Genomic DNA, 22,050 nt, shown 5'->3' on the forward strand with positions numbered 1-22,050 from the left:
GCGTCCACGGCCAAGCCCCGCTTACGCCCTGGCACCCGCTCCGCAGCACCCTTGCCGGTCGTCGCGGTCGGCTCTCTCCCGTGCCTGACAGCGCAGCAACCTGATTGGGTGGGCCTGGCGACGAGGTGCCTGTCACACCACTTGCGGTGCGGCTCAGCCGAGTCCCCCCTCACGGTCCGCCACGTCCGCGGTCGATTCCCGTACGACCAGATGCAGGGGGAACAGCACGGTCTTGGCCACCGGCGCCCCGCCGGCGGACTCTTCCGAGCTGTCCAGTTGTTCGAGCAGCAGGCGCGCCGCCTCCGCGCCGAGTTCGAGATGCGGCACATGGACAGTGGTCAGCGGGGGCTGGAACTCGTCCGCGAACTGCATGTCGTTGAATCCGACCAGCGATATGTCCTGCGGGCAGCGCAGTCCCCTGGCACGCAGCACATGGAGCGCTCCGAGCGCGATCAGGTCGTTGCCGGCGACGATCGCCGTGGTGGCCGGGTGGTGGTCGAGGAGTTCCTCCGTGGCCCGCTCTCCCGCCGCCACCGTATAAGCCTGAGCTGGTACGACGAGGGCCTGCTCATGGCTGATTCCCGCAATCTCCATCGCATGACGGAAGGCCCGGGCCCGGGTGATCCCGGTGGACACGTCCTGCGGCCCGGCGACATGAGCGATGGACCGGTGCCCTCGGTCCAGCAGATGCCGGACGGCGAACAGGATGCCGGTGTTGTCGTCGCCCGCGACGAGCGGGAAGAGCGGCTGATCGGTGCATCTGTTGAGCAGCACGATCGGCACACGGGACTTGTGCGCCTCTTCCAACAGTGCGTGTTCGCGCTGCGCTGTGGCAACGATGAACCCGTCGACCTGGCGCCCCAGCAGAACGTCGAACTGGTGGCGCTCCTTGGCCTCGTCGTTGTCCGTGTTGGCCAGCAGCGCGGTGTAGCCACGGGCTGTGAGTACCTCCTCGATTCCCCGTGCAACCGGAGGGAACAGCGGGTTGGTGAGATCGGGCAGAAGCACCCCGACCGTGAATGAGCGGTTGGTGCGCAGGCTGCGGGCGGCGGTGTTGAGGGTGAACCCCAGCTCCTCCGCAGCAGCCCTGACCCGCCTGGCTGTCGCCGCGTTGACCCGGCCGCTCGTACTGGGGTTGAGAGCACGGGAGGCCGTGGCCTTGTGGACACCGGCAAGGCGTGCGACGTCGGACATGGTGGGGCGCTTACTCACTCGCGCATTCTATGTACGCCCCCGCTTCACGACAACCGATCGCCGTGCCGACGCGCCTGCCGACAGCGTCGGCCGGCTCGGGCGTTTCCCAGCCCTTTCCACGATCTTTGACCTCGCCCCAGGATGCAGGCGTCGCACCCCTTGACAGCTGTGAAACCTCAGAGCAAACATGACATGGCGATCGGTTGCAGAAATCAGGACTGAAGCGATGCATCGACTTCCGCTCATCTCGAAGGCAAAAGATGATCAGCGCAGATCAGTCCGCCGTTCCTTCCCTTCGCGATCCAAGCATGGCAGGTGTCCAGTGGAGGCAACCGAATGCACTCCATACAGCGCCATCGGCCTTCCACGCCTCGGCCGGGACTGTCGAGGGCCGGCTTGGAACCCCTGCTGAGCCGTCTTCCAAAGTGAGGAAACACCATGACGTACGCAGCCACGGACCGTCCCCGTATCGGCTGGATCGGTGCCGGCCGGATGGGATACCAGCTCGCCTCGCGGCTGCTGGACGCCGGCCATGATGTCGCCGTCTACAACCGGACGCGGGCCAAGGCAGCGCCGCTGGCCGACCTGGGCGCGACGATCGTCGACCGGCCCGAGGAACTGGCCGACCGCGATGTGGTCTTCGTGATGGTCTCTGCCTCCGCGGACCTGGAGTCCGTCACCACCGGCCCCGGAGGCGTGCTCACCGCGGACACCGCGCCGGGCGTGCTGATCGACAGCTCCACCGTCTCGACCCAGGTCTCCGCCCGCGTACGGGAGGAAGCCGCCAAGCGGGGCACCGACTTCCTGGCCGCCCCCGTGAGCGGCAACCCGAAGGTGATCGCGGCCGGCAAGCTGACCGTCGCCGTCTCGGGCCCGCGCGAGGTGTTCGACTCCGTCGAGCCGCTGCTGAACCTGCTGGGCCGCGGTGTGACCTACGTCGGTGAGGACGAGGTGGCCCGTCTCGTCAAGATCGCGCACAACGTCTTCCTGGGCGTGGTCACCCAGTCGCTGACCGAGATCACGCTCCTGGCGGAGAAGGGCGGCGTCAAGCGTTCGGCGTTCCTGGAATTCCTCAACGACTCGGTGATGGGCTCGGTCTTCACCCAGTACAAGTCGCCGGCGCTGGTCAACCTGGACTTCAAGCCGACCTTCACCAACATCCTGCTGCGCAAGGACTTCGACCTGGGGCTGACCGCGGCCCGTGAGCTGGAGGTCCCGATGCCGGTGGCGTCCGCCACCGCCCAGCTCGTCCAGGCGGCGATCGGCGCCGGGCACACCGAAGAGGACTTCGCCACGCTCCTCCTTGAGCAGGCACGCCGCTGCGGCATCACGCTGGAGCCGGAGAACGTCGCGGTGGACGACGGCCTGACACCCGAGTCCTGAGCGCTCCTCCTCCGACCACCCGCACGGCCGCCGGTGAACGCCGGCCGAAGCGACAAAGGACCGACCACACGATGACAGTGACGAGCACGAACAGCTCGCGCCCCATCCCCGCACACGGACACAGCGCGGTCGACTACGAGACGCGCGTCGACTACGACCGCTTGCGGGCCTACCGCCTGGGGCGCGCCCGTGCTGCCCTGGACGCGGGCGAATGCGGTGCTTTCCTGCTGTTCGACTTCTACAACATCCGCTACACCACGCAGACATGGATCGGCGGTGCCCTTGGGGACAAGATGACCCGGTACGCGCTGCTGCCCCGTGGTGGAGAGCCGGTGCTGTGGGACTTCGGTTCCGCGGCCAGACACCACCAGCTCTTCGCACCCTGGCTGAAGCCCGAGAACTCCCGTGCCGGCATGCTCGGCATGCGCGGCGCCATCGCTCCGGACGCCGGTCTCATGGCTTCCGCCGTGCGCGAGATCAAGGGCATGCTCGAAGACGCCGGCGTCGCGGACATGCCGGTCGGTGTCGACATCGTCGAGCCGCCGTTCCTGTTCGAAATGCAGCGGCAGGGCCTGAAGGTCGTCGACGCCCAGCAGATGATGCTGGACGCCCGGACCATCAAGTCGCAGGACGAGATCGCTCTGCTCTCCATGGCGGCGGCCATGGTGGACGGCGTCTACCAGGACATCGTCGACGTGCTCAAGCCCGGAATCCGGGAGAACGAGATCGTCGCGCTGGCCAACAAACGCCTCTACGAGATGGGTTCCGACCAGGTCGAGGCCATCAACGCGGTCTCCGGCGAGCGCTGCAACCCGCATCCGCACAACTTCTCCGACCGTCTCATCCGCCCCGGTGACCAGGCATTCTTCGACATCATCCAGTCGTACAACGGTTACCGGACCTGCTACTACCGCACCTTCGCGGTCGGCAGTGCCACCAGCCCGCAGCGCGACGCCTACACCAAGGCACGCGAGTGGATGGACGCCGCGATCGCCGTGGTGAAGCCGGGAGTCGGCACCGACGAGGTGGCCCGAGTGTGGCCGGCCGCGACCGAGTTCGGCTTCGCCGACGAGATGGCCGCCTTCGGCCTCCAGTTCGGGCACGGCCTGGGTCTCGGCCTGCACGAACGGCCCATCATCAGCCGCCTCAACAGCCTGGAGAACCCTGTGGAGATCCAGGAGGGAATGGTCTTCGCCCTGGAGACCTACTGCCCGGCCTCCGACGGCTTCTCCGCCGCGCGCATCGAGGAGGAGGTCGTGGTCACCGCGGACGGTCCGCAGATTCTCACGAAGTTCCCGGCGCAGGAACTGTTCGTCGCCAACGCGTACTGACAGGACCAGCCCCGTCCGGGCCGCTGCGCCGGCCCGGGCCGACAGCGCCACCAGACGCAGCGAACCAGTGACGACGGCGGACGGGCGCCCGCCGATCCCATGGGGGTACGAAGCGAGCGGCCACCCGCGCCCAGGACGGCATGGGAGCCGTCGGCGATGACGGCCCACCGCTCGCTGTGGAGACACCCGGCTGTGCGACGGGCGTACAGAGCGGCGATTGCTGAGGAGAATCGCTTTCGGCTCGCGTCGGCCCTCGGTTCTGTGTCACTCCGCACATGCCAAGCCCTGACGCCGACGCGCAGCACCACCCGGCGCCCCTCGGCGGACCACAACATCAAGACCGTGCAGAAGGCGATGAATCAGTGAGCGCACACAACTCGGGCTCCCCAGCCCGACTCCGTATCGACAAAGTCCCCACCGGCCTGTTCGTCGGCGGCCACTGGCGTCCGTCGAGCGACGGCTCCCGCTTCGATGTCATGGACCCGGCCACCGGCGAGAAGTTCGCTGATGTCGCCGACGCGACCACACAGGACGCGCTCGCCGCCGTCGCCGCGGCCGACGCCGCCCTTCCCGGCTGGGCCGCCACCCCGCCACGGCAGCGAGCCGAGCTCCTGCGCCGCGCCTTCGACCTGATGACCGAGCGGGCGGAGGAGTTCGCCGAGCTGATCGTCATGGAGAACGGCAAGGCCCTCGTCGACGCCCGCGGCGAGGTCGCCTACGCCGCGGAGTTCTTCCGCTGGTACGCGGAGGAGGCCGTGCGAACCCTGGGCAGCGTCCAGACCGCCCCGTCCGGCTCCAACAAGATCCTCGTTCTGCACCAGCCGGTCGGCGTGTCGGTCCTGGTCACGCCATGGAACTTCCCCGCCGCGATGGCCACCCGGAAGATCGGCCCGGCGTTGGCGGCCGGCTGCACCGTGGTACTGAAGCCGGCCAGTGAAACACCGCTGACCGCGCTGGCCATCGGCGCCCTCCTCCAGGAGGTGGGCGTTCCCGACGGTGCGGTCAACGTGCTGCCCTCCCGCCGCTCCGGGGCGGTCGTCGGCGCGATGCTGGACGATCCCCGGGTACGCAAGCTGTCGTTCACCGGCTCCACCGAAGTCGGCAGGGTCCTGCTCGCCGCCGCCTCCAGGACCGTGGTCAACTGCTCGATGGAACTCGGCGGCAACGCGCCGTTCCTGGTCTTCGCCGACGCCGACCTGGACGAGGCCGTGGCCGGCGCCATGGTGGCGAAGATGCGCAACGGCGGTGAGGCCTGCACCGCGGCGAACCGTTTCTACGTCGAGGCTCCCGTCGTCGGCGAGTTCACCCGCAGACTGGCCGAGGCGATGGGCGCTCTCAAAGTCGGTCCCGGCCTCGACGAGGGCGTGCAGGTCGGCCCGCTCGTCAATGCGGAGAGCCGGGACAAGGTCGCCGTACTCGTCGAGAGCACCGTGCGAGCCGGCGCCTCGGTGGTGACCGGCGGCGAGCCGTCGGCGGGTAGGGGCTACTACTACCCGCCGACAGTGCTGAAGGACGTGCCCCCGGGCGCGCCCGTACTGGAGGAGGAGATCTTCGGCCCCGTGGCCCCGGTCGTCGGCTTCACCACGGAGGACGAGGCGGTCGACCTGGCCAACGCCACCGAGTACGGTCTTGTCGCCTACGTCTACACCACCGATCTGGCCCGCGGCCTCAGGGTGAGCGAGCGCCTGGACTCCGGCATGGTCGGCCTCAACCGTGGCGTCGTGTCCGATCCGGCGGCACCCTTCGGCGGCACGAAGCAGAGCGGCATCGGCCGCGAGGGCGGCCACGAGGGTCTGCTCGACTACACGGAGTCCAAGTACATCGCCCTGGCGTGGTGACCGCGTTCTGTCACTCATGGGGACCGCGTCCGTCACCGCAGGGCACATCGGCCGCTTCCGTGACCAAGCCCCCCGCGCACTCAACAGCCCTCCGGACATCGAAGTCCCGGAAGGAAAGGAACCCCGGAATGGAGCATTCCCAGCCCGCCTCCTCACCACCGGACACGGTCTACGTCAACGGCCGGATCTGGCCAGGGCTGCCTGTCCACGGCGACACGGCCGGTGAGGTCAGGGAACACGAGGCCCTCGCGGTGGCGCGAGGACGGGTGGTCGCCGTGGGCAGCGTCCCGGGCCTCCTCGCGCTGGCGGGACCGGCCACCCAAATCGTCGACCTTGACCACCGGAGGGTGATCCCCGGCCTGGTCGACGGCCATATGCACGCGGTACGGGCGGGCTCCACCTGGTCCAGCGAACTGCACTGGTCCGGGATGCCGGCGCTGGGGCATGCGCTGGAGAGCATCCGGGCCGCCGCCAGGGGCTCGGCGGCCGGCGCGTGGATCCGGGCGATCGGCGGCTGGCATCCCTGCCAGTTCGACGAGAACCGGCCGCCCACGCAGGTGGAACTCGACGCGGTGGCGCCCGACCACCCGGTCTATGTGCAGGGTCTCTACGACGTGGGGATCCTCAACAGCCGGGCAGCCCGCACCGTGGGCCTGGCCGAGTGGACGGACCTGCCCGGCGACGCTGTGGAGCGGGACCCCGCCACCGGGCGGGCCACCGGGGTGATCCGGGGGCTGGCGGCGTTCACCCGGTGCATGGCCGCCATCCCTCACCCGAGCCACGCCGAACAACTCAGCTCCACCAGGGCGATGTTCGCCGACCTCAACGCGGTGGGGCTGACCGGCGTGGTCGACCCCGGTGGCTTCGGGATGTCGCCCGAGCGCTACGAGCCCCTCTTCGATCTGTGGCGGGCCGGAGAACTGACCACCCGTATGAGGCTGTACGTCTCCGCGGTCGACGCCGGACAGGAGCTCGACCAGCTCGACGGCTGGCTGCGCCACACGCAGAGCCGCTTCGGTGACGACCTCCTGCGGATCCTCGGTGTGGGAGAGATCATCCACTACGGCTGCCACGACTTCGAGGGGCTCACACCGTTCGAGCTGGGCGACCAGTCCTACAAGGAACTGCTGGCCATCACCCGGCGGGTCGTCGAACGCGGCTGGCCGATGCACATACACGCCGTCCTCGACTCGACGATCGACCGAATCCTGGACGCATGGGAGACGGTCCACCGCGAGACCCCGCTCGACGCACTGCGTTTCTCCCTCGCCCACGCCGACACCATCAGCCGCCGCAACATCAGGCGGCTCAAGGCACTTGGCGCCGGAGTCGTCGTGGACGACCACCAGGTGTTCAAGGGCGCTTCGTCGGAGCGCGGCTGGGGCCCGGGCAGCATGGAGACGGTACCTCCGCTGGGAGATCTGCTGGAGGCCGACTTGCCTCTCGGTGCGGGCACGGACGCGACCAGGGCCTCCTCGTACAGTCCTTGGCTGTCACTGTGGTGGCTGGTCGAGGGCCGTTCCCTGGACGGCTCGGTCCAGCGCGCCCCGCGACACCGTCTCTCTCGCGAACAGGCACTTCACCTCTACACGCGCGGCAGCACCTGGTTCTCCTTCGAGGAGCCCGACCGGGGCCATCTCCACCCTGGAGCCCGGGCCGATTTCGCCGTTCTCAGCGACGACTACTTCAGCGTGGCCGCCCAGGTGATTCCCAGCATCACGTCGGAGCTGACGGTGGTCGGCGGACGTGTCGTCCACCGGTCCGCGGCCTTCGCGGCCTGACACCACGACCGGGCCGAACGCCCGGGCGCCTCCTGCGCTGTCAGGCGCTTCGCTCAATCCCCACCGCGTGCGCCGCGAACCCAGGCCGGCGCACCCAACGCACTCCAGGCCCGGCGAGCTCCGGGCCTGGAGTGTCTGCCGTTCGTCTGGCTCCGCGAGAACCAGTCGTGAAGGGGCTGTGCGACAGGCCGGCACTACCTGCGCGCCTTTGTGATGCGCTCCTTCGCCGGCAAAGCCTTGCTCCCCGCGGACACCGCGGCGGAAAAGAGGAGCCGCCTGGGTTCGCGCCAGCGGCAGACGCCCGACCGGCAGGCACCCGGTCTGCCGGTCGCTTCGGCCATCGAAGCCCCGCTTGCGGCACGTGCCCACTTCCGACGCCCTGAACAGCGAGCGCCCGGGCTGGTCGCCGACCGACCAGCCCGGACGATGGCCGCACCACGCTGCCGGGCCGTCCCAGGGTCTCCCGAAACCGTGCCCCACCCGCCGTGCGCTGAAGCCGTCGGGCTCCGGCGCACGGCGGGTGGGGCGGGGGCCCATGGGATCAGCCCCGGTACCGCCGCTCCCGTTCCGGGGGCAGTGGTGGCACCTATGCGGGGGACGTCGCTGCCGGGGCCGAGGTGTCTTTGCGGCTCTGCGCCAGGGCCGCCTTCCGGAAGTCCGTGCTCCCTTCGGCGCAGGACGCGCAGATCGCCGCGTCCTCGGCGGTGGGGTCACGGTCCACCTCGATGGCGGTGTTGTACCGCTTGCACCGGTGGCAGCGAATCATGGTCGTCCACGGATCCGTCACCTCGTCGCGCGGGTCGTCACCGCGCTGGAGGACCGGGGAGCGGCCCCATCGGGCGGTGGCCGTGTACAGGACCCAGGACAGCGCGAACACACCGATCAGGACGCCCTGGGTGTACCAGGCGCCGGGGGCGCCGTACTCGGTGATGAGGATGCCGGTGACCGATGGGACCAGCCAGGCGACCAGACCGACGGAGAACCGGCTCAGGCGGCCGGGGCGGAACTCGGGGGTGTCGGACTTGCCGTCGCGGTCGTGGGCGAGGTGGGCGAGCATCACGCCGACCCAGGCGACGACGAACACGCCCTGCCAGGCGAGTGCGGTCAGGAGGTAGGACAACACGTTGGTGAGCATGAACACGTAGGTCAGTGCCCCGGTGACCAGGACCCAGACGAAGCGGGGCCACTGGATGCGCAGCACCTGGGCTGCGACGGCGTCCAGGTTGGAGGAGGCGAGGAAGTAGTTGGCCGTGTTGATGCGTGTCTGGCTGACGAAGATGAGGAGCAGTCCGGCGAAGCCCAGGGTGTTCAGCACGGCGTCGACGATGCCGGTCTCCGACGCCAGTTGGCCGGGGAACACCGCTTCCATGACGAAGAGGCCGATCAGGCCGTTGCCCATGAAGGTGGCCACGTAGAAGACCGGGCCGAATGTCACCAGTCCGTGGAAGCGCGAGTCGGAGGTTCTCCCGAACCTGGCGAAGTCCACCGTCGACATCATCATCACGGAAAGGCCGAGGTAGATGCAGAAGGCGTAGAGCCAGCCGGGCAGGTCGCCGGTCGCGGCCGGGGCGGCGACGCTCAGGAACCTTCCGTGGAATCCGTGCTGGGTTCCGGCTGTGACGACCAGAGCGATCATGCCGATGACATAGAGGGGCAGCAGCCATCCGTTGAGTCTGTCCAGCCACCTCTGGACGCCACCCAGGGCGAGCGGGATCGCGTAGAGGACGCAAACGGCGTACCAGATGCGTATGTCGCTGTTCGGGGCGAAGTAGTGCTGGAAGGTGACGGCGATGACGGACCCTTCGAAGACCGCGTAGTACAGACAGGTCGCGCCCAGGATGAGCGGTGCGAGCGTGGCGCCGACGTAGCCGAACAGGCGCCGCGATCGCATGGCGACGCTGAGGCCGGATTTCGCGGCGTAGCGGGCGAGCACCATGTTCACCGCTCCGAAGAGGGCGGTTGCCAGGGCCATGCCGATCAGGGCGTCGGTACTGCCGACCGCCTGGGCGGTCGAGACAGCGGCGTGAGCCAGAACATCGCGCTGAACAGGGACCAGAAAGCCATGTTCAGGGAGAGCCGGCCAGGGCGACCGGCGCGCGGGGCGACATGCAGCGGATCGTTTCCTGATTCCACGCCGGAAGCGGGAACGGCGGAGTGATCTCTCATGTCGAGCGGTTGGCGCGCGTGGGAGGACGTTTGAGCAGTCACATCAGGGTCCTTCGCGAACGTAGCTGGTGGGAATACCAGCCGGATGTGGATGAGGTGTGACGGACCGGATCTTCCTGGCCGCCCCGAGCGGTGCCTGGATCGGAGTCGGCTGCTGTGTGCTCGGTCAGGGTGTGAGGAAGGCCGTCAATCGGGTGGCGGATGGCCCTGGTCCCAGCGGGGGCGGGCCTGTGGTGCACGACTGTCCGACGCCGGCTTCCTGCGCGATCGCCTGCGTGAGCGCGGTTCTCGCGCTGTGAAGAGTGAGGATGACCAAGGCCAGGCCCCTGTGGGCCACAAGGCCGGTGGCCCCGACGACGGCGGCCCTGGCACCGAAGACGTCCGTCGACGCGAATCACATGATCATGGAGAGGTGGGATTGGCTCCCAGGAGAAGGTCAGTGAGGGGCGCGGCACCACCGTCGACCAGGTCGCGGCTCGCTCTGCGGTCCCGGCGAGGCGGCGCCCGGCCCGTCGGTGCGGTGGTGGCGGTCACGATGACTCCTTTGTCTCCCGCTCTGATCTCCGGTGCGGCAAACCGGTGACCGGGATACGGGTGGTCGGGCACACGCGTTGCCGTGGTGCGGTGATGAGGACGCGCGGCGGCTCTGCCCGCTCTTCCTTCGAGGGGTTGCCTCGGGACACAGCTGGGCCTCGGGTGGGTCGGCGGCGCGTCCGATGCGGACGGTCCGTTCGGAGAGCCGGCACACGTGGGTGGACCGCCGGCTCTGCCTCAGTGCGGGCTCCCCGCTTCTCTGCAATCGGATGCATGCGGTGAAGTCATGGAAAGAGAGCGGAAAGAGACCGACTCGCAGTCCTTTGCACCAGCTCGCACTCGAGCCCTGATCTGCCTGTTCGGACCCGATCTGCAACCGATTGCAGTACGCGCCATGCTGACGGTGCGCCCCAGGAGCTGTCAACCCTTGTGACGCCGGCCAGAGAACGGGGATGCCCGGTGGGTTGGGGGAGCCGCCGGTATGCGGCTCACACGCAGGAGCGCCGGCCATGCGGTGCACGGCCGGCGCGAGCGCCCGTACGCGTGGCCGCGTGCGGCGTGGCGAGGATTATCGGCGGGCGACCCCGTCGGCCCTGGCCGCGCCCGCCACTGCGTCAGCGATCGCGGGGACGACCCGCTCGTCGAACGGGCTGGGAACGATCCGCTGTTCGGACAGTTCGTCCTCCACGACCGCGGCCAGTGCCCGGGCCGCCGCCAGCTTCATGTTCTCGGTGATGCGGGTGGCGCGCACCTGCAGAGCGCCGGCGAAGACCCCCGGGAAGGCAAGGACGTTGTTGATCTGATTGGGATAGTCGGAGCGCCCCGTGGCCACGACCCTCGCGTACTTGTGCGCGATGTCGGGATGGACTTCAGGCGTCGGGTTGGCCATGGCGAACACGAAGCAGTCCTTGTTCATCCCGGCGACCGCCGCTTCGGGCACGGTCCCGGCGGAGACACCGATGAAGACGTCGGCGCCGATGAGGGCCTGCTCCAACGAACCGGTCCGGCCGGCCTTGTTGGTAGTGGCAGCGAGTTCCTGCTTGACCGGGGTCAGGTCGTCGCGTCCGAGGTGCAGCACGCCGCGGCGATCCGCGACAGCGACGTCACCGATGCCTGCCTCCACGAGGATCCTGGTGATGGCCACACCGGCCGCACCGGCGCCGGAGATCACCGCCCGCAGCTCGCCCAGTGAACGCCCGGTGAGTTTCGCGGCGTTTCGCAGCGCGGCCAGGGTGACGATCGCGGTGCCGTGCTGATCGTCATGGAAGACCGGTATGTCGAGGCGCTCCTGCAGGCGGCTTTCGATCTCGAAACAGCGCGGTGCGGAGACGTCTTCGAGGAAGATCCCGCCGAAGGAAGGCGCCAGGCGGGCTGCTGTGTCGACGAGTTCAGTGACGTCGGTGGAGTCGAGTGCGATGGGGACCGCGTCGATGTCCGCGAACTGCTTGAGCAGGACGGCCTTGCCTTCCATGACCGGGAGGGCGGCATATGGACCGATGTCTCCGAGGCCGAGCACTGCGGTGCCATCAGTGATGACCGCAACGGTCGAGGATTTCCACGTGTAGTCGTATACGAGATGCGGCTGACGCGCGATGGCGGAGCACACCAAGGCCACACCGGGCGTGTAGGCGAGGGACAGGTCGCCTGCGTCGTTGAGCGGCACGGTCGGGCGCGTCTCAAGCTTTCCGCCTTGGTGGAGTGCGAAGGCCGCCTCCAGCAGTTCGGTGTCCGTCTGTGCGAATGGGGTGTGTGATTCCACGGGTGTACGAGCCTCATGTTCGGTCGAAATCCGAAGGGTTCTGCGCTGGGGCCGCCAGGTCGCGTCCCTGAGTGGAAGAGCGAGGAGAAGGGCCTGAAGGACCCGGACTACCGGTAGGACCTCTACTAAACGAGCGTGAGCAAGGGCTGCTCCATCGCCTTGGTGAACTCGCTCATCCAGCGTGCCGCGTCAGCGCCGTCGACGGCCCGGTGGTCGACGGAGAGCACCACCCTCATGACGGTCGCCGTGGTGAGGGTTCCTTCGCTGCTGATGACCGGCTCCTTTCGGCCTGCGCCGACCGCGAGGATGGCGGCCTGGGGCGGGTTGATGATGGCGGTGAACTCCTCCACCCCGAACATGCCGAGGTTGGTGATGGTCAGGGTGCCGCCCTCAAGGTCACCCTGGACGAGCCGTCCGGCGTTGGCTTGCTCGACGTACTGCTTGACCTGCGCTGCCACGCTGCTCAGGGCCCGCGACTCCACGGACCTGACGACCGGGGTGACGAGGCCTCGGGAGGAGGCGATGGCGATGCCGATGTCGGCGGAGGCGTAGCGGAGCATGGCCTCGTCCTGCCAGATGGCGTTCATCTGCGGTACCTGCTGGTGCGCGTACGCCGCAGCCTTGATGACGAAGTCGTTGACCGAGACGCGGACGGCGGAGACCTGGTTGATCTCGTGCCGAAGAGCCAGGAGATCGTCTATGCGGGCACTGCCCTTGAGATAGAAATGCGGCGCCTGCTGCTTGCTCTGCGTCAGGCGGGCAGCCACGGCACGCCGCAGGCGTGTGTGCGGGATGGTCTCGGCGACGCCCGGTTGTGCCGGTGCGGCATACCGGCCGGCCTCCACAGCCGGTGAATGGGCGGGCGACGTGGTGGCCGGGTCGGCCTTGGCCGGCAGGGCCCGGCTGACGTCGACCGGGTTCTCCGCCGAGGACTTGGGGGCCGAGCCGTTGTCCGCAGCCGTGCCACCGCCTGCTCGGGCTGCGATCGCCCGCTCGACGTCCTTGCGGACGATCCGTCCGTGCGGTCCGGTGCCCTGGACGTCGGTCAACGACAGTCCGGCCTGTTTCAGCAGCCGCCTCGCCAGTGGACTGGCGAATATCCGCTCGGCCTCCTCGGGTGGGACCGGGGTTGCACCCTGCCCGTCCCGGGGCGGGCCGGCCGTGGTGTCGGCCCGCGCAGTGGTGTCCGCGAAGGGGCGCTCGGTGACTCCCAGCCGGGCCAGCACCGCGACCAGATCGGTGGCTTCCTCGCCTGGATCCAGGAGCACCGCGATGGGCGAGCCGACCTCCACAGTGCTGCCGGCCTCCGCGAGGATGCCCGCCAGCGTGGCGTCATGTTCCGCCTCGAGCTCGACCAACGCCTTGTCGGTTTCGATGACGGCAATCGGATCCCCGGCGGCGAAGTCGGCGTGCTCCTTGACGAGCCACTGCGACAGCATCGCCTCTGTTGATCCTGCCGCCACCTCTGGCATGTGCAGCAGCTTGGCCATGACCTCTCCTAATGTCCTGTCGTACTGCGGGATGCAGGCGAGCTCAGTCGACTTCGCAGATCTGCTGGAGCCGGGCGATGATCTCCTCGGTGCCGGCTATGGCGGCGCGTTCGAGAATCTTGCTGATGCTCGGTGACGCCTCGGCCCCCGTCACGCGCTGCACCGGCTGGTCCAGCCAGTCGAACAGGCGGCGCTGTATCTCGTCAGCGAGCCAGCCGCCGTAGGACGTGCCCACGGCCCCCTGCTCGACGATGAGGACGTTGTTGGTCTTCTTGACGCTCTGCTCAATGGCCTCCCAGTCGACGTCGGCCCGGTTCAGCCACCGCAGATCGATGACATCCGCGTCGACCGTCCTGACCGCGTCCAGAGCCTCCAGGCACCGGTCCACCATCGACAGGTAGGAAATGATCGTCAGATCCTGGCCTCGTCGTCTGAAGGCGGCTTTGCCGATCGGAACGCAGTAGTCGAAGTCGTCGACCGGTCCGATGCCCGACGAGGTGTACAGATCGACGTGCTCCAGGACCACGACCGGGTCCTTGCAGCGCAGGGCGCTGTTCATCAGTCCCACGTAGTCGAAGGGCGTGCTCGGTGCGACGATGCGCAGGCCGGGGGCTGACGCCAGGATCCCCGCGGGGTCCATGGTGTGCTGGGAACCGTAGCCCGTGCCGGTGGCGATCTTGCTGCGCAGCACGAAGGGCACGTCACTGTCGCCACCGAACATGTGCCGGGCTTTGGCCACCTGGTTGAACAACTGGTCGGCGGCCACCCACATGAAGTCGGCGTACATCAGTTCCACGACCGGCGTGTAGCGTCCGTCCAGGGCGATGCCGCCGCCGAGCCCGACAAAGGCGTTCTCGCTGATGGGTGTTCCCAGAACACGGCCCGGGAAGTTCTCGGGGAGATTCTTGGTGGCACCGTTCGTGCCACCCCTCAGCTTGTGGACGTCCTCGCCCATGACGACGACACTTTCGTCCTGTGCCATGCGCCGCTCCATGACCTTGCTGACCACGTCGATGAACTTGACGGTGTCGGTGGCGCCACTGAAAGTGTCCGCTTCCTCGAACCGGACGCCGTCGAACTCGCTCAGGTCACCGCGGACGCCGACGTCGACGAAGGTGGTCCGGGGCCACTCCGACGGCTTGATCCGCCGTTGACCCGGCTTGCCGCCGGGTTCCGGTTCCAGCAGCTCGTCGTCGATTTCCGAAAGGGTGGCGGTGATGTCGGCGGCGGCCTGGTCGATCTCCTCCTGGCTCGCGAGTTCACGCCGCAGGATCTGCCGCTCGAGCAGGGCGAGCGGGTCCCGCTCGCGCCAGGCCTTCTCCTCGGCCTTGTCCCGGTACCCGAAGGCGCTGCCGGGGTACGGACCGTTCTGGTGGAAGAACCGGTACAGATCCGCCTCGATGATCGTCGGGCCGCCCCCTGAGCGCATCACCGCAACGGCTTCCTGCATCGCCAGACAGACGGCCACGGGGTCCATGCCGTCCACGCGCCAGCTGGGGATGTTGAACCCAAGGCCGCGGGCGGACAGCCGCGGCTCGGCGGTCACCTCGGCCACGTGCGTGGAGACCGCGTACTGGTTGTTCTCGATGAAGAAGCAGACCGGCAGCTTCCACGCGGCGGCGAGATTGAACGTCTCCAGCACCGAGCCGATATTCACCGCGCCGTCACCGAAGTAGGTCACGGAGACGGCATCGGAGCCCGCCTGTCGGTGGGCCCAGGCGAAGCCGGCAGCCTGCGGGACACCGCCGCCGACGATGGCGTTGGTACCCATCGCTCCGGCATCGCGCCACTGCAGGTGCATGGATCCACCGCGGCCCCGGCAGAACCCCCGTTCGAGACCGCAGATCTCGGCCAGCGTGCGCTCCACAACCGTCCGCACGCTCGGTGTGATCTTCTGGAGTGATCCGGACGGGGCGTCAGCGACATGCGCGAAGGCCTTGGCCAGGAACTGGTGGTGTCCGCGGTGGGTGCCGTTGATGGAGTCGTCGTCGCGCAGCGGCTGCACGGAACCGACGGCCCCGCCCTCCTGGCCGATGCTCGAGTGGGCGGGGCCGTGGATCAGGCCTTGCCCGGCGAGCTCCAGTACGTGCTCCTCGAAACGGCGGATCCACAACAGGTGACTGAACATGCGGCGCAGGACATCGCCCTCGACGCTGTCCCAGTCCTTCTCCGTGGATCGCAGTTCCACCCAGTTCGACGCCGCGCGCAGCCTGTGGTGCGTGGCCATGAAGCCTCCTCGACGTGGCTTGAAACATCGACGACACTGACACACATTGGATCCAATGACAAGCCGTGCGTCTTGATCTCACCAGGTGTTTCCGGCTTAGATGGAGCTGACAGCTCCTGATCGGATCCAATGAGGGATAGCTATGACGGCGTCACCATCCGGACTGCCCGGACTCGCGGGGATTGATCACTTCGGATTCACGGTCCCCGACCTCGAAGAGGCGCGGCAGTTCCTCGTCGATGTCCTGGGATGTGAGTACATGTACACACTCGGCCCCTACCAGGACGACGGAACCTGGATGTCGGACCACCTCAACGTGGCACCCGACACGGTGATGCGCCGCCTGCACTTCTTCCGCTGCGGCGGAGCCGCGATCTTCGAGGTGTTCGCGTACGAGGCCGCGGACCAGCGCCGAGAACAGCCCAGGAACAGCGATATCGGTGGTCACCATGTCGCCCTCTACGTCAATGACCTCGACGCAGCCGTCGCATACCTGCGGGAACGCGACGTCCGCGTACTCGGCGCTCCGACGGCGAGCAAGGGCCCCAGTGAAGGACAGCGGTGGGTGTACTTCCTCGCACCCTGGGGCATGCAGTTCGAACTCGTCTCGTACCCGGGTGGCAAGGCCTTCGATAGGCTCCCCTCACCAGCTCAGATCAAGAAGCAGCCGCACTGGAGGGCATGTGGCGACGACTAAGGCAGCACTCAGGCCTGGCGTGGCCAGCCGGCGCATCGCCGAGCACCTGCGCGAGCAGATCCTCGCCGGGCGGCTGTCACCTGGTGAACGCATCGTCCAGGACGAACTCGCCGCGCAGTTCGGCGCGAGCCGGCTGCCCGTCCGGGAAGCACTGCGCATACTGGAATCCTCCGGCCTGGTGACCCTGCGCTCCAGCACCGGAGCCTGGGTTTCCACGATGGAACAGCGCGACTGCGAGATCGCCTACAAGATCCGCGAACGGGTCGAGCCGCTCGCCCTGGCGGAATCGATCCCCGCGCTGCGCGACACCGACATCGACCGGATCGAGGAGATCCAGGCACAGATCGAGGCCACCGACGATGTCGAGGACTTCCTGCGCCTGGACCGCGAGCTGCACACACTCACCTACAGCGGCTGCACCAGCACCGAGCTCGGCAGCATGGTCAACCGCTACTGGGACATGACGCAGCACTATCGACGCGCGTTCACCCGCATGGCGACCCTGGACCGGAAATGGGTCCTCAACGCCGAGCACCGGCTGCTCATCGAGGCCATCCGGCGCCGGGACGTCGAAACAGCGGAACACGTGCTCATCGGCCACATCAAACGCACTCGCCTTGAGCTCCTGCGCCACCCTGAGGTGTTCTCCGGCTAGTGTGATGCGCCTGAAATCGCGGGCTCAAATCTGTCGCTGGTTGTCCTGCGCCGGAGATCCGTCGGCAGAAGCGGGCTGGGCGGTCGGGGATTTCTTCGGCTGTCTTGGTCCGGAGAACGGCTCGGGGTCTTCGTTCCATTACCTGACCCATGCGGACATCGTGCGCGCGGCGGAAACCTCCGTCGCGGAGATCACCGGGGAACACCTTCCATACCTGCGGTCCTCGGCGTGCCGGGTCGGCGCGACGGGCGCCCCGCTACCCCCGGCTGACGCCCGCTTCGGCGGTGCGACGGGTGTGCTCGGCGGCCACGAGGCGCGTGCAGAGCAGTACCGCGGCGGCCACGAGGACCACGAACACGAGCATCACCACCCGCGGGGACACGTACCGGGACGCCACACCCAGCCCCACGACCGGGACGGACAGGCCGACGTAGGCGCCCAGGAAGAAACCCGCCAGCACCTCCGCACGGGATTCGGGCCGCGCCGTCGCCCCGGCAGCGGTCAGCGCGCCGCGGAAAGCCAGACCGCCACCCGCCCCGGACAGCACTCCGCCGACCACGAACATCGTCAGGTCGGGCAGCCACATCCCGGCTGTCAGCAGCGCCAGGCCGGGGATCAGCAACAGCGGCCCCGTGGACAACGTCCGCTGCAGCGTGGCCCGGCTGAGCGAGATCTGCGCGACGGCACCGGACGCGAACGCGCCGAACGCCACCGCGCCGGCCAGCGCATGCGAGTCCTCGTGCAATGTCCCCGCCAGGAAGGACGGCGCCAGGGAGTTGAACACGCCGTAGACCGCGAAAGCGGCCACGGCGGTGGCGGCGAAGAACATGCGGCGGGCGTGCCTCGGTACGGCGACCCGTTGCGGGCGGTACCGGGGAGCGGGATCCGGCATGTCTGTCGTTTCGGGCGACAGGGCGATCAGGGCAGCCAGTATGAGCAGAGCGGTGACGAAGACGATGTACGGCAGCCGCAGCGGCTGTGGCGCGTACTGGGCCAGCAAGCCCGCGACCAGCGGTCCGACGCCGATGCCGCCCAGATTCGCGGCGGTGGCGACCGTCTGGGCCCACTGCGGTGATCCCTTCATGCCTGCGGTCGTCCCGAGATGTAGCTCGCCCAGGTAGGCGGTGGCCGTCGCGGTGGTCAGCCCAACCGAGACGCCACAGACGATCCGGGCCACCAACAGCCCGGGCAGACTGGGCTCGAAAAGGAAGATCAACCCACTCACCGCGCTCACCAGCAGAGCGGGCACCAGCACTCGTTTGCGTCCGACCCAGTCGGAGACGTGACCACCGAAGAACAGGCTGGCGATCACGCCGATCGCGTACGCCGCGTAGATGACCGTGACCATGATCGTGGAGAAGTGGTCGCGACGCTGATAGAGGACGTAGAGAGGAGTGGGGACAGCGGAGAACCCCATGTTCACCAGGAACGCGAGCGTCGCGACCCAGAAACCGAACGAGTGATGCCGACGGCGGGCGTGAGGAGAACGGGACCGATCGGCCCGGGCCCTTCCGGCTGAGATGACAGAAGACATGCAGCTCAGCCTTCTCCGGACCACATTATGGTGTCCAACGAAGAATATCGATGGCGATCATCAATGGGGAGCATGATGTGGAGCTTCGGCACCTTGCGCACTTCCTCGCCGTAGCCGAGGAGCGCAGCTTCACCAGGGCGTCGCAACGCCTCCACCTCGTGCAGTCGACGCTCTCGGTTTCCATCCGCGCCCTGGAGCGTGAGCTCGGCGGGCGCCTCTTCGATCGCACTACCCACCCGGTGGCACTCACCGACGCCGGCAGGGCGCTGCTTCCCGAGGCGCGTACCGCTCTGGCCGCTGTGGACGCCGCCCGGGACGCGGTCGCCGCCGCCCACGGCGGACTGCGCGGCACCGTCCACGTCGGCATCATGCACTCGCTGTCGCTGATCGACCTGGCCGGGCTTCTGACCAGGTACCACCAGGAGCGCCCGCAGGTGCGGATCGTCCCGGGCACAGCTCTGGGCGGCTCCGCCGAACTGGCGGCCAAGGTGGCCGACGGCACCCTCGATCTCGCCTTCGCCGCTCTCCCCGGCGACTATCCGAGCGGTCTGACGGTTCGTCCACTCGCCTCGGAGCCCCTGCTACTGGCCTGTCCGCAGAGCCACCCTCTCGCCCGGCAGGAGTTGATCCCGCTCACGGAACTCGACGGCGGACGCTTCGTGGACTTCCCGGTCGGCTGGGGAACCCGGGCCAGTGTCGACCAGGTCTTCCTGCGGGCCGGCCTCCGACGCGAGATCGCGGTCGAGGTGACCGACATCCCCATGGTCGTCGACCTGGTCAGGGCCGGCTTCGGCTGCGCCTTCCTGAGCGGCTCGCTGATCTCCGCTTCTGGCGCCGACAACCTCGCCCTGCGCCCGGTCCACCCCGAGCCCCGCTTCGAGGTTTCGCTCATCACTTCCGCGCACCGGCGGTACTCCGCCGCGGCCCGAGCCTTTCTCGACCTGGTTCTGGCCGGCCACGCGGAATAACCCGGGAGTCGGGGGCGTCGCCTCGCCAGGACTCGGATCCAGCCCTTTGTGAGCGGCGCGGATCGTGTGTGGTGCGGATCGTGTGTGTGGTGCGGAAGGAAACGGGAGGGACGTGCGCTCTCCGGGCCCTGGCATCCAGGGGGGAGAGGCTGCACAGCCGACTCGGTTGCCGGTCGTCAAGTCAGGTGACAGCGCCTGGTTACGCAGGAAACAGAGCGCCGCGCCGCTCCTCCCCCGCCGAAATCCGCACGCGAGAGTGATGGGCGTCACAGACGCGTATGTTGTGGGACCCCGGCAGGAGGTTTAGCGTTCAACTAATGGCAATCGGTTGCGCATCGGCTTAAGCCGACCCCGACGCCCTCTTCTCCCAGGAGACGCCTCATGTCGAATCAGAGCAATCTCATCGACCCCGCGGACAGCGTCCTGCTCATGGTGGATCACCAGAGCGGGCTGCTCCAGATCGTCGATGACCTGCCCATCAGCGAACTTCGGACCAACGTCAGCGCCCTCGTCAAGGCCGCGACTCTGGCCGGCGTCCCCGTGGTGGCCACCGCCTCTGTCCCCGAGGGCCCCAACGGCCCGCTGATCCCCGAGATCCTCGGGAACGCACCGCACACGATCTACGTCCAGCGTCACGGTGAGATCAACGCCTGGGACGTCGCGGGCTTCCGCCGCGCCGTCGAGCAGACCGGCCGCCGAACCCTGATCATCGCGGGCATCATGACCAGCATCTGTGTCGTCGAGCCCGCCCTCGCCGCTCTCGCTGACGGCTACCGCGTCTACGCGGTCATCGATGCCTCCGGCACCTACTCCGAGGTGGCGCAGCGTGTCTCGATCGAGCGCCTGAGCCGCGCCGGCGTCACCGTGGTCGACACCCTGGGCGTCGCCGCCGAACTGCAGAAGACCTGGGCGCGCGAGGACGCGCTGCAGTGGGGCGGTGTCTACGCCGGAGTCAGTGCGGGATACGCCGCGGTCATCGAGTCCGTGATGCGCGCACAGGCCGAGGCCGGCGTCGGTGAGGGAGCAGCGGCCGAGGTCAGTTGGGCCGCGGCTCGGGGGCAGCTCATGTGACCTGGGATCCGCCCTCCGCGCGACGGCCGTCGCGCGGAGGGCGGGTGGCCTGCCCGTTTCACGCCCACCCCTGGTGCTCGCCGCGCGCCTACCTCTCCGACCCGCAGGCGAGCGGTCGGCTCAGCCATTGCGGAGCGTCTCGGACGGGAGGACCCCGAAGCGCTGCCGATACACCGCGGAGAATCGTCCGAGGTGGGTGAAACCCCATCGATAGGCGATCTCGGCAACGGTCGTCTGCTGTGGATCCGCCGACCTCAGGTCCTCGTGAATCCGTTCCAACCGCACCGACCGGAGGAACTGCCGCGGAGTCAGATCAAAGTGTTTGCGAAACGCCGATTCCAGAGTGCGGACCGCGACGCCGACCGCGCACGCGATGTCCTCAACGCTCCAGGGATCCTCAGGATGTGCCTCCATCATCGCGGCGGCGCGCCGAGCGTTGCGTTCGCTCGTGGAGCGGTCCGCCCCGGAAGCGAGCATCGAGGAGTGGGAGTGGGGCAGGCTCAACAGCATTCCCGTTGCCAGCATCGAACTCATCTCGCGCTCCATCAGCCAGTGTGAGTTGACCGAGAAGGGGTTCGTGGCGGCCGGTACGAACGCCTGGAGCAGATGGATCCAGGGGCGCACCGTCGGGGAGGTCAGGTCGAGCCTGTTCGCGAACACGATCGGTCGCCGCGAAGGTGAGCCGGTGAGGGCCTGGAAGGTGCGCTCGACGAGTTCACGGTCCAGTTTGAAGCCCACGACGTGGCTTCGACGGCTCCAGTGATCAAGGGTCGTGTCATCCACCGGATTGAAGACACCGGCTGTGTCATCCATCAGCTTCAGCCGTCGTCCGCCTGCGGTGGCTTCGACTGTTCCGGTCGTGGCGATGTTGATGTTGTAGCCCGTGTCGAGGACGCCGCATTCGATACGCACCGAACGGGAGTAGGTCATGCTGCCGACGGTCACCTGCCCATAACGCTTCACCGCCAGCTCCATACCGAGACCTCCGTGACCCTCCAGCACGACCAGACGCTGTGGGTAGTACACCTGCGCGCCGAGCTGGCATGCCCACTCGATGTCGTCGGTGCGGTACCGCTCTACCGGATTCACCCCTGGTCGAGCAGCATCGAGGTTGTCGTCCCGGCGCGGTCTGTCCTGCCCAGGCCTGGAAAGCGGAAGTGCGGACCCGTCGGTGTGACGCACACGCCCAGGCTGCCGGCCGGGTTCGGTCCTGAAGATCGTCATCGCGTATCTCCTGTCAGCCAGGATTGTGTCCATGTATTTGACAACCGGGCCGGCGCGCGCAGCAAGCTGTGCGCCACCTGCCGATCTGTCGAGGGCGGCCGGCTTGTCGCAGGCGCGAAGTGGATAGCGCGCGACGATTAGTGGCCACCGTGAACAGCTCAAGCGCTCTACCGTTCCGACGTGAACAGGGGCCCGGTG

General features: G+C 68.1%; 15 protein-coding genes. 8 read left to right on the plus strand and 7 right to left on the minus strand.

The window, feature by feature from the left end; all coding sequences use genetic code 11:
- Positions 1–153: 153 nt before the first annotated feature.
- Positions 154–1,212 (minus strand): LacI family DNA-binding transcriptional regulator, encoded by a 1,059-nt coding sequence (locus FNH08_RS01320; protein WP_322723444.1) that lies wholly within the window; start codon positions 1,210–1,212, stop codon positions 154–156.
- A gap of 420 nt (positions 1,213–1,632) precedes the next feature.
- Here FNH08_RS01320 and FNH08_RS01325 point away from each other — a divergent pair, with 420 nt between their 5' ends.
- The 4 genes from FNH08_RS01325 (at position 1,633) to FNH08_RS01340 (ending at position 7,527) form a co-directional block, all read left to right on the plus strand.
- The gene (locus tag FNH08_RS01325; protein WP_152769361.1) at positions 1,633–2,577 is read left to right on the plus strand and encodes an NAD(P)-dependent oxidoreductase; all 945 of its coding nucleotides are present in this window, start codon (positions 1,633–1,635) and stop codon (positions 2,575–2,577) included.
- A gap of 71 nt (positions 2,578–2,648) precedes the next feature.
- Positions 2,649–3,908, plus strand: a complete 1,260-nt coding sequence (locus FNH08_RS01330) for a M24 family metallopeptidase (RefSeq protein WP_152769362.1) — start codon at positions 2,649–2,651, stop codon at positions 3,906–3,908.
- Between the two features lie 362 nt (positions 3,909–4,270).
- Positions 4,271–5,746 (plus strand): NAD-dependent succinate-semialdehyde dehydrogenase, encoded by a 1,476-nt coding sequence (locus tag FNH08_RS01335; protein ID WP_322723446.1) that lies wholly within the window; start codon positions 4,271–4,273, stop codon positions 5,744–5,746.
- 128 nt (positions 5,747–5,874) lie between these two features.
- Positions 5,875–7,527: an amidohydrolase gene (locus FNH08_RS01340; RefSeq protein WP_152769364.1), complete on the plus strand. Its 1,653-nt coding sequence runs from the start codon at positions 5,875–5,877 to the stop codon at positions 7,525–7,527.
- A 586-nt stretch (positions 7,528–8,113) separates the two neighbouring features.
- Here the strand turns inward: FNH08_RS01340 and FNH08_RS01345 are convergent.
- The 4 genes from FNH08_RS01345 to FNH08_RS01360 form a co-directional block, all read right to left on the minus strand.
- Positions 8,114–9,499 (minus strand): purine-cytosine permease family protein, encoded by a 1,386-nt coding sequence (locus tag FNH08_RS01345; protein ID WP_152769365.1) that lies wholly within the window; start codon positions 9,497–9,499, stop codon positions 8,114–8,116.
- Between the two features lie 1,296 nt (positions 9,500–10,795).
- Positions 10,796–11,986, minus strand: coding sequence for an NAD(P)-dependent malic enzyme (locus FNH08_RS01350; RefSeq protein ID WP_322723448.1), 1,191 nt, complete (start codon positions 11,984–11,986; stop codon positions 10,796–10,798).
- Positions 11,987–12,111: 125 nt separating this feature from the next.
- Positions 12,112–13,476: a dihydrolipoamide acetyltransferase family protein gene (locus tag FNH08_RS01355; protein WP_152769366.1), complete on the minus strand. Its 1,365-nt coding sequence runs from the start codon at positions 13,474–13,476 to the stop codon at positions 12,112–12,114.
- 43 nt (positions 13,477–13,519) lie between these two features.
- Positions 13,520–15,703 (minus strand): alpha-ketoacid dehydrogenase subunit alpha/beta, encoded by a 2,184-nt coding sequence (locus tag FNH08_RS01360; protein ID WP_152769367.1) that lies wholly within the window; start codon positions 15,701–15,703, stop codon positions 13,520–13,522.
- A 142-nt stretch (positions 15,704–15,845) separates the two neighbouring features.
- Here FNH08_RS01360 and FNH08_RS01365 point away from each other — a divergent pair, with 142 nt between their 5' ends.
- Together FNH08_RS01365 and FNH08_RS01370 are read left to right on the plus strand one after the other, a co-directional pair.
- The gene (locus tag FNH08_RS01365; protein WP_152769368.1) at positions 15,846–16,400 is read left to right on the plus strand and encodes a VOC family protein; all 555 of its coding nucleotides are present in this window, start codon (positions 15,846–15,848) and stop codon (positions 16,398–16,400) included.
- A 19-nt stretch (positions 16,401–16,419) separates the two neighbouring features.
- Positions 16,420–17,055, plus strand: coding sequence for a GntR family transcriptional regulator (locus tag FNH08_RS01370; protein WP_322723450.1), 636 nt, complete (start codon positions 16,420–16,422; stop codon positions 17,053–17,055).
- A gap of 256 nt (positions 17,056–17,311) precedes the next feature.
- Here FNH08_RS01370 and FNH08_RS01375 read toward each other — a convergent pair whose 3' ends face one another.
- Positions 17,312–18,589, minus strand: a complete 1,278-nt coding sequence (locus FNH08_RS01375) for an MFS transporter (protein ID WP_152769369.1) — start codon at positions 18,587–18,589, stop codon at positions 17,312–17,314.
- 77 nt (positions 18,590–18,666) lie between these two features.
- Here FNH08_RS01375 and FNH08_RS01380 point away from each other — a divergent pair, with 77 nt between their 5' ends.
- Entirely contained in the window at positions 18,667–19,557 is an 891-nt protein-coding gene (locus FNH08_RS01380) for a LysR family transcriptional regulator (RefSeq protein WP_322723453.1), read from the plus strand.
- Between the two features lie 381 nt (positions 19,558–19,938).
- Positions 19,939–20,628: an isochorismatase family protein gene (locus FNH08_RS01385; protein WP_152769371.1), complete on the plus strand. Its 690-nt coding sequence runs from the start codon at positions 19,939–19,941 to the stop codon at positions 20,626–20,628.
- A 120-nt stretch (positions 20,629–20,748) separates the two neighbouring features.
- On the opposite strand, the gene FNH08_RS01390 is transcribed toward FNH08_RS01385, so the two are convergent.
- Positions 20,749–21,852: an AraC family transcriptional regulator gene (locus FNH08_RS01390; RefSeq protein ID WP_194238325.1), complete on the minus strand. Its 1,104-nt coding sequence runs from the start codon at positions 21,850–21,852 to the stop codon at positions 20,749–20,751.
- Positions 21,853–22,050: the final 198 nt, after the last annotated feature.

This window comes from Streptomyces spongiae, from assembly GCF_009377185.1.
In the GTDB taxonomy this organism is placed as follows: Bacteria; Actinomycetota; Actinomycetes; order Streptomycetales; family Streptomycetaceae; genus Streptomyces; species Streptomyces spongiae.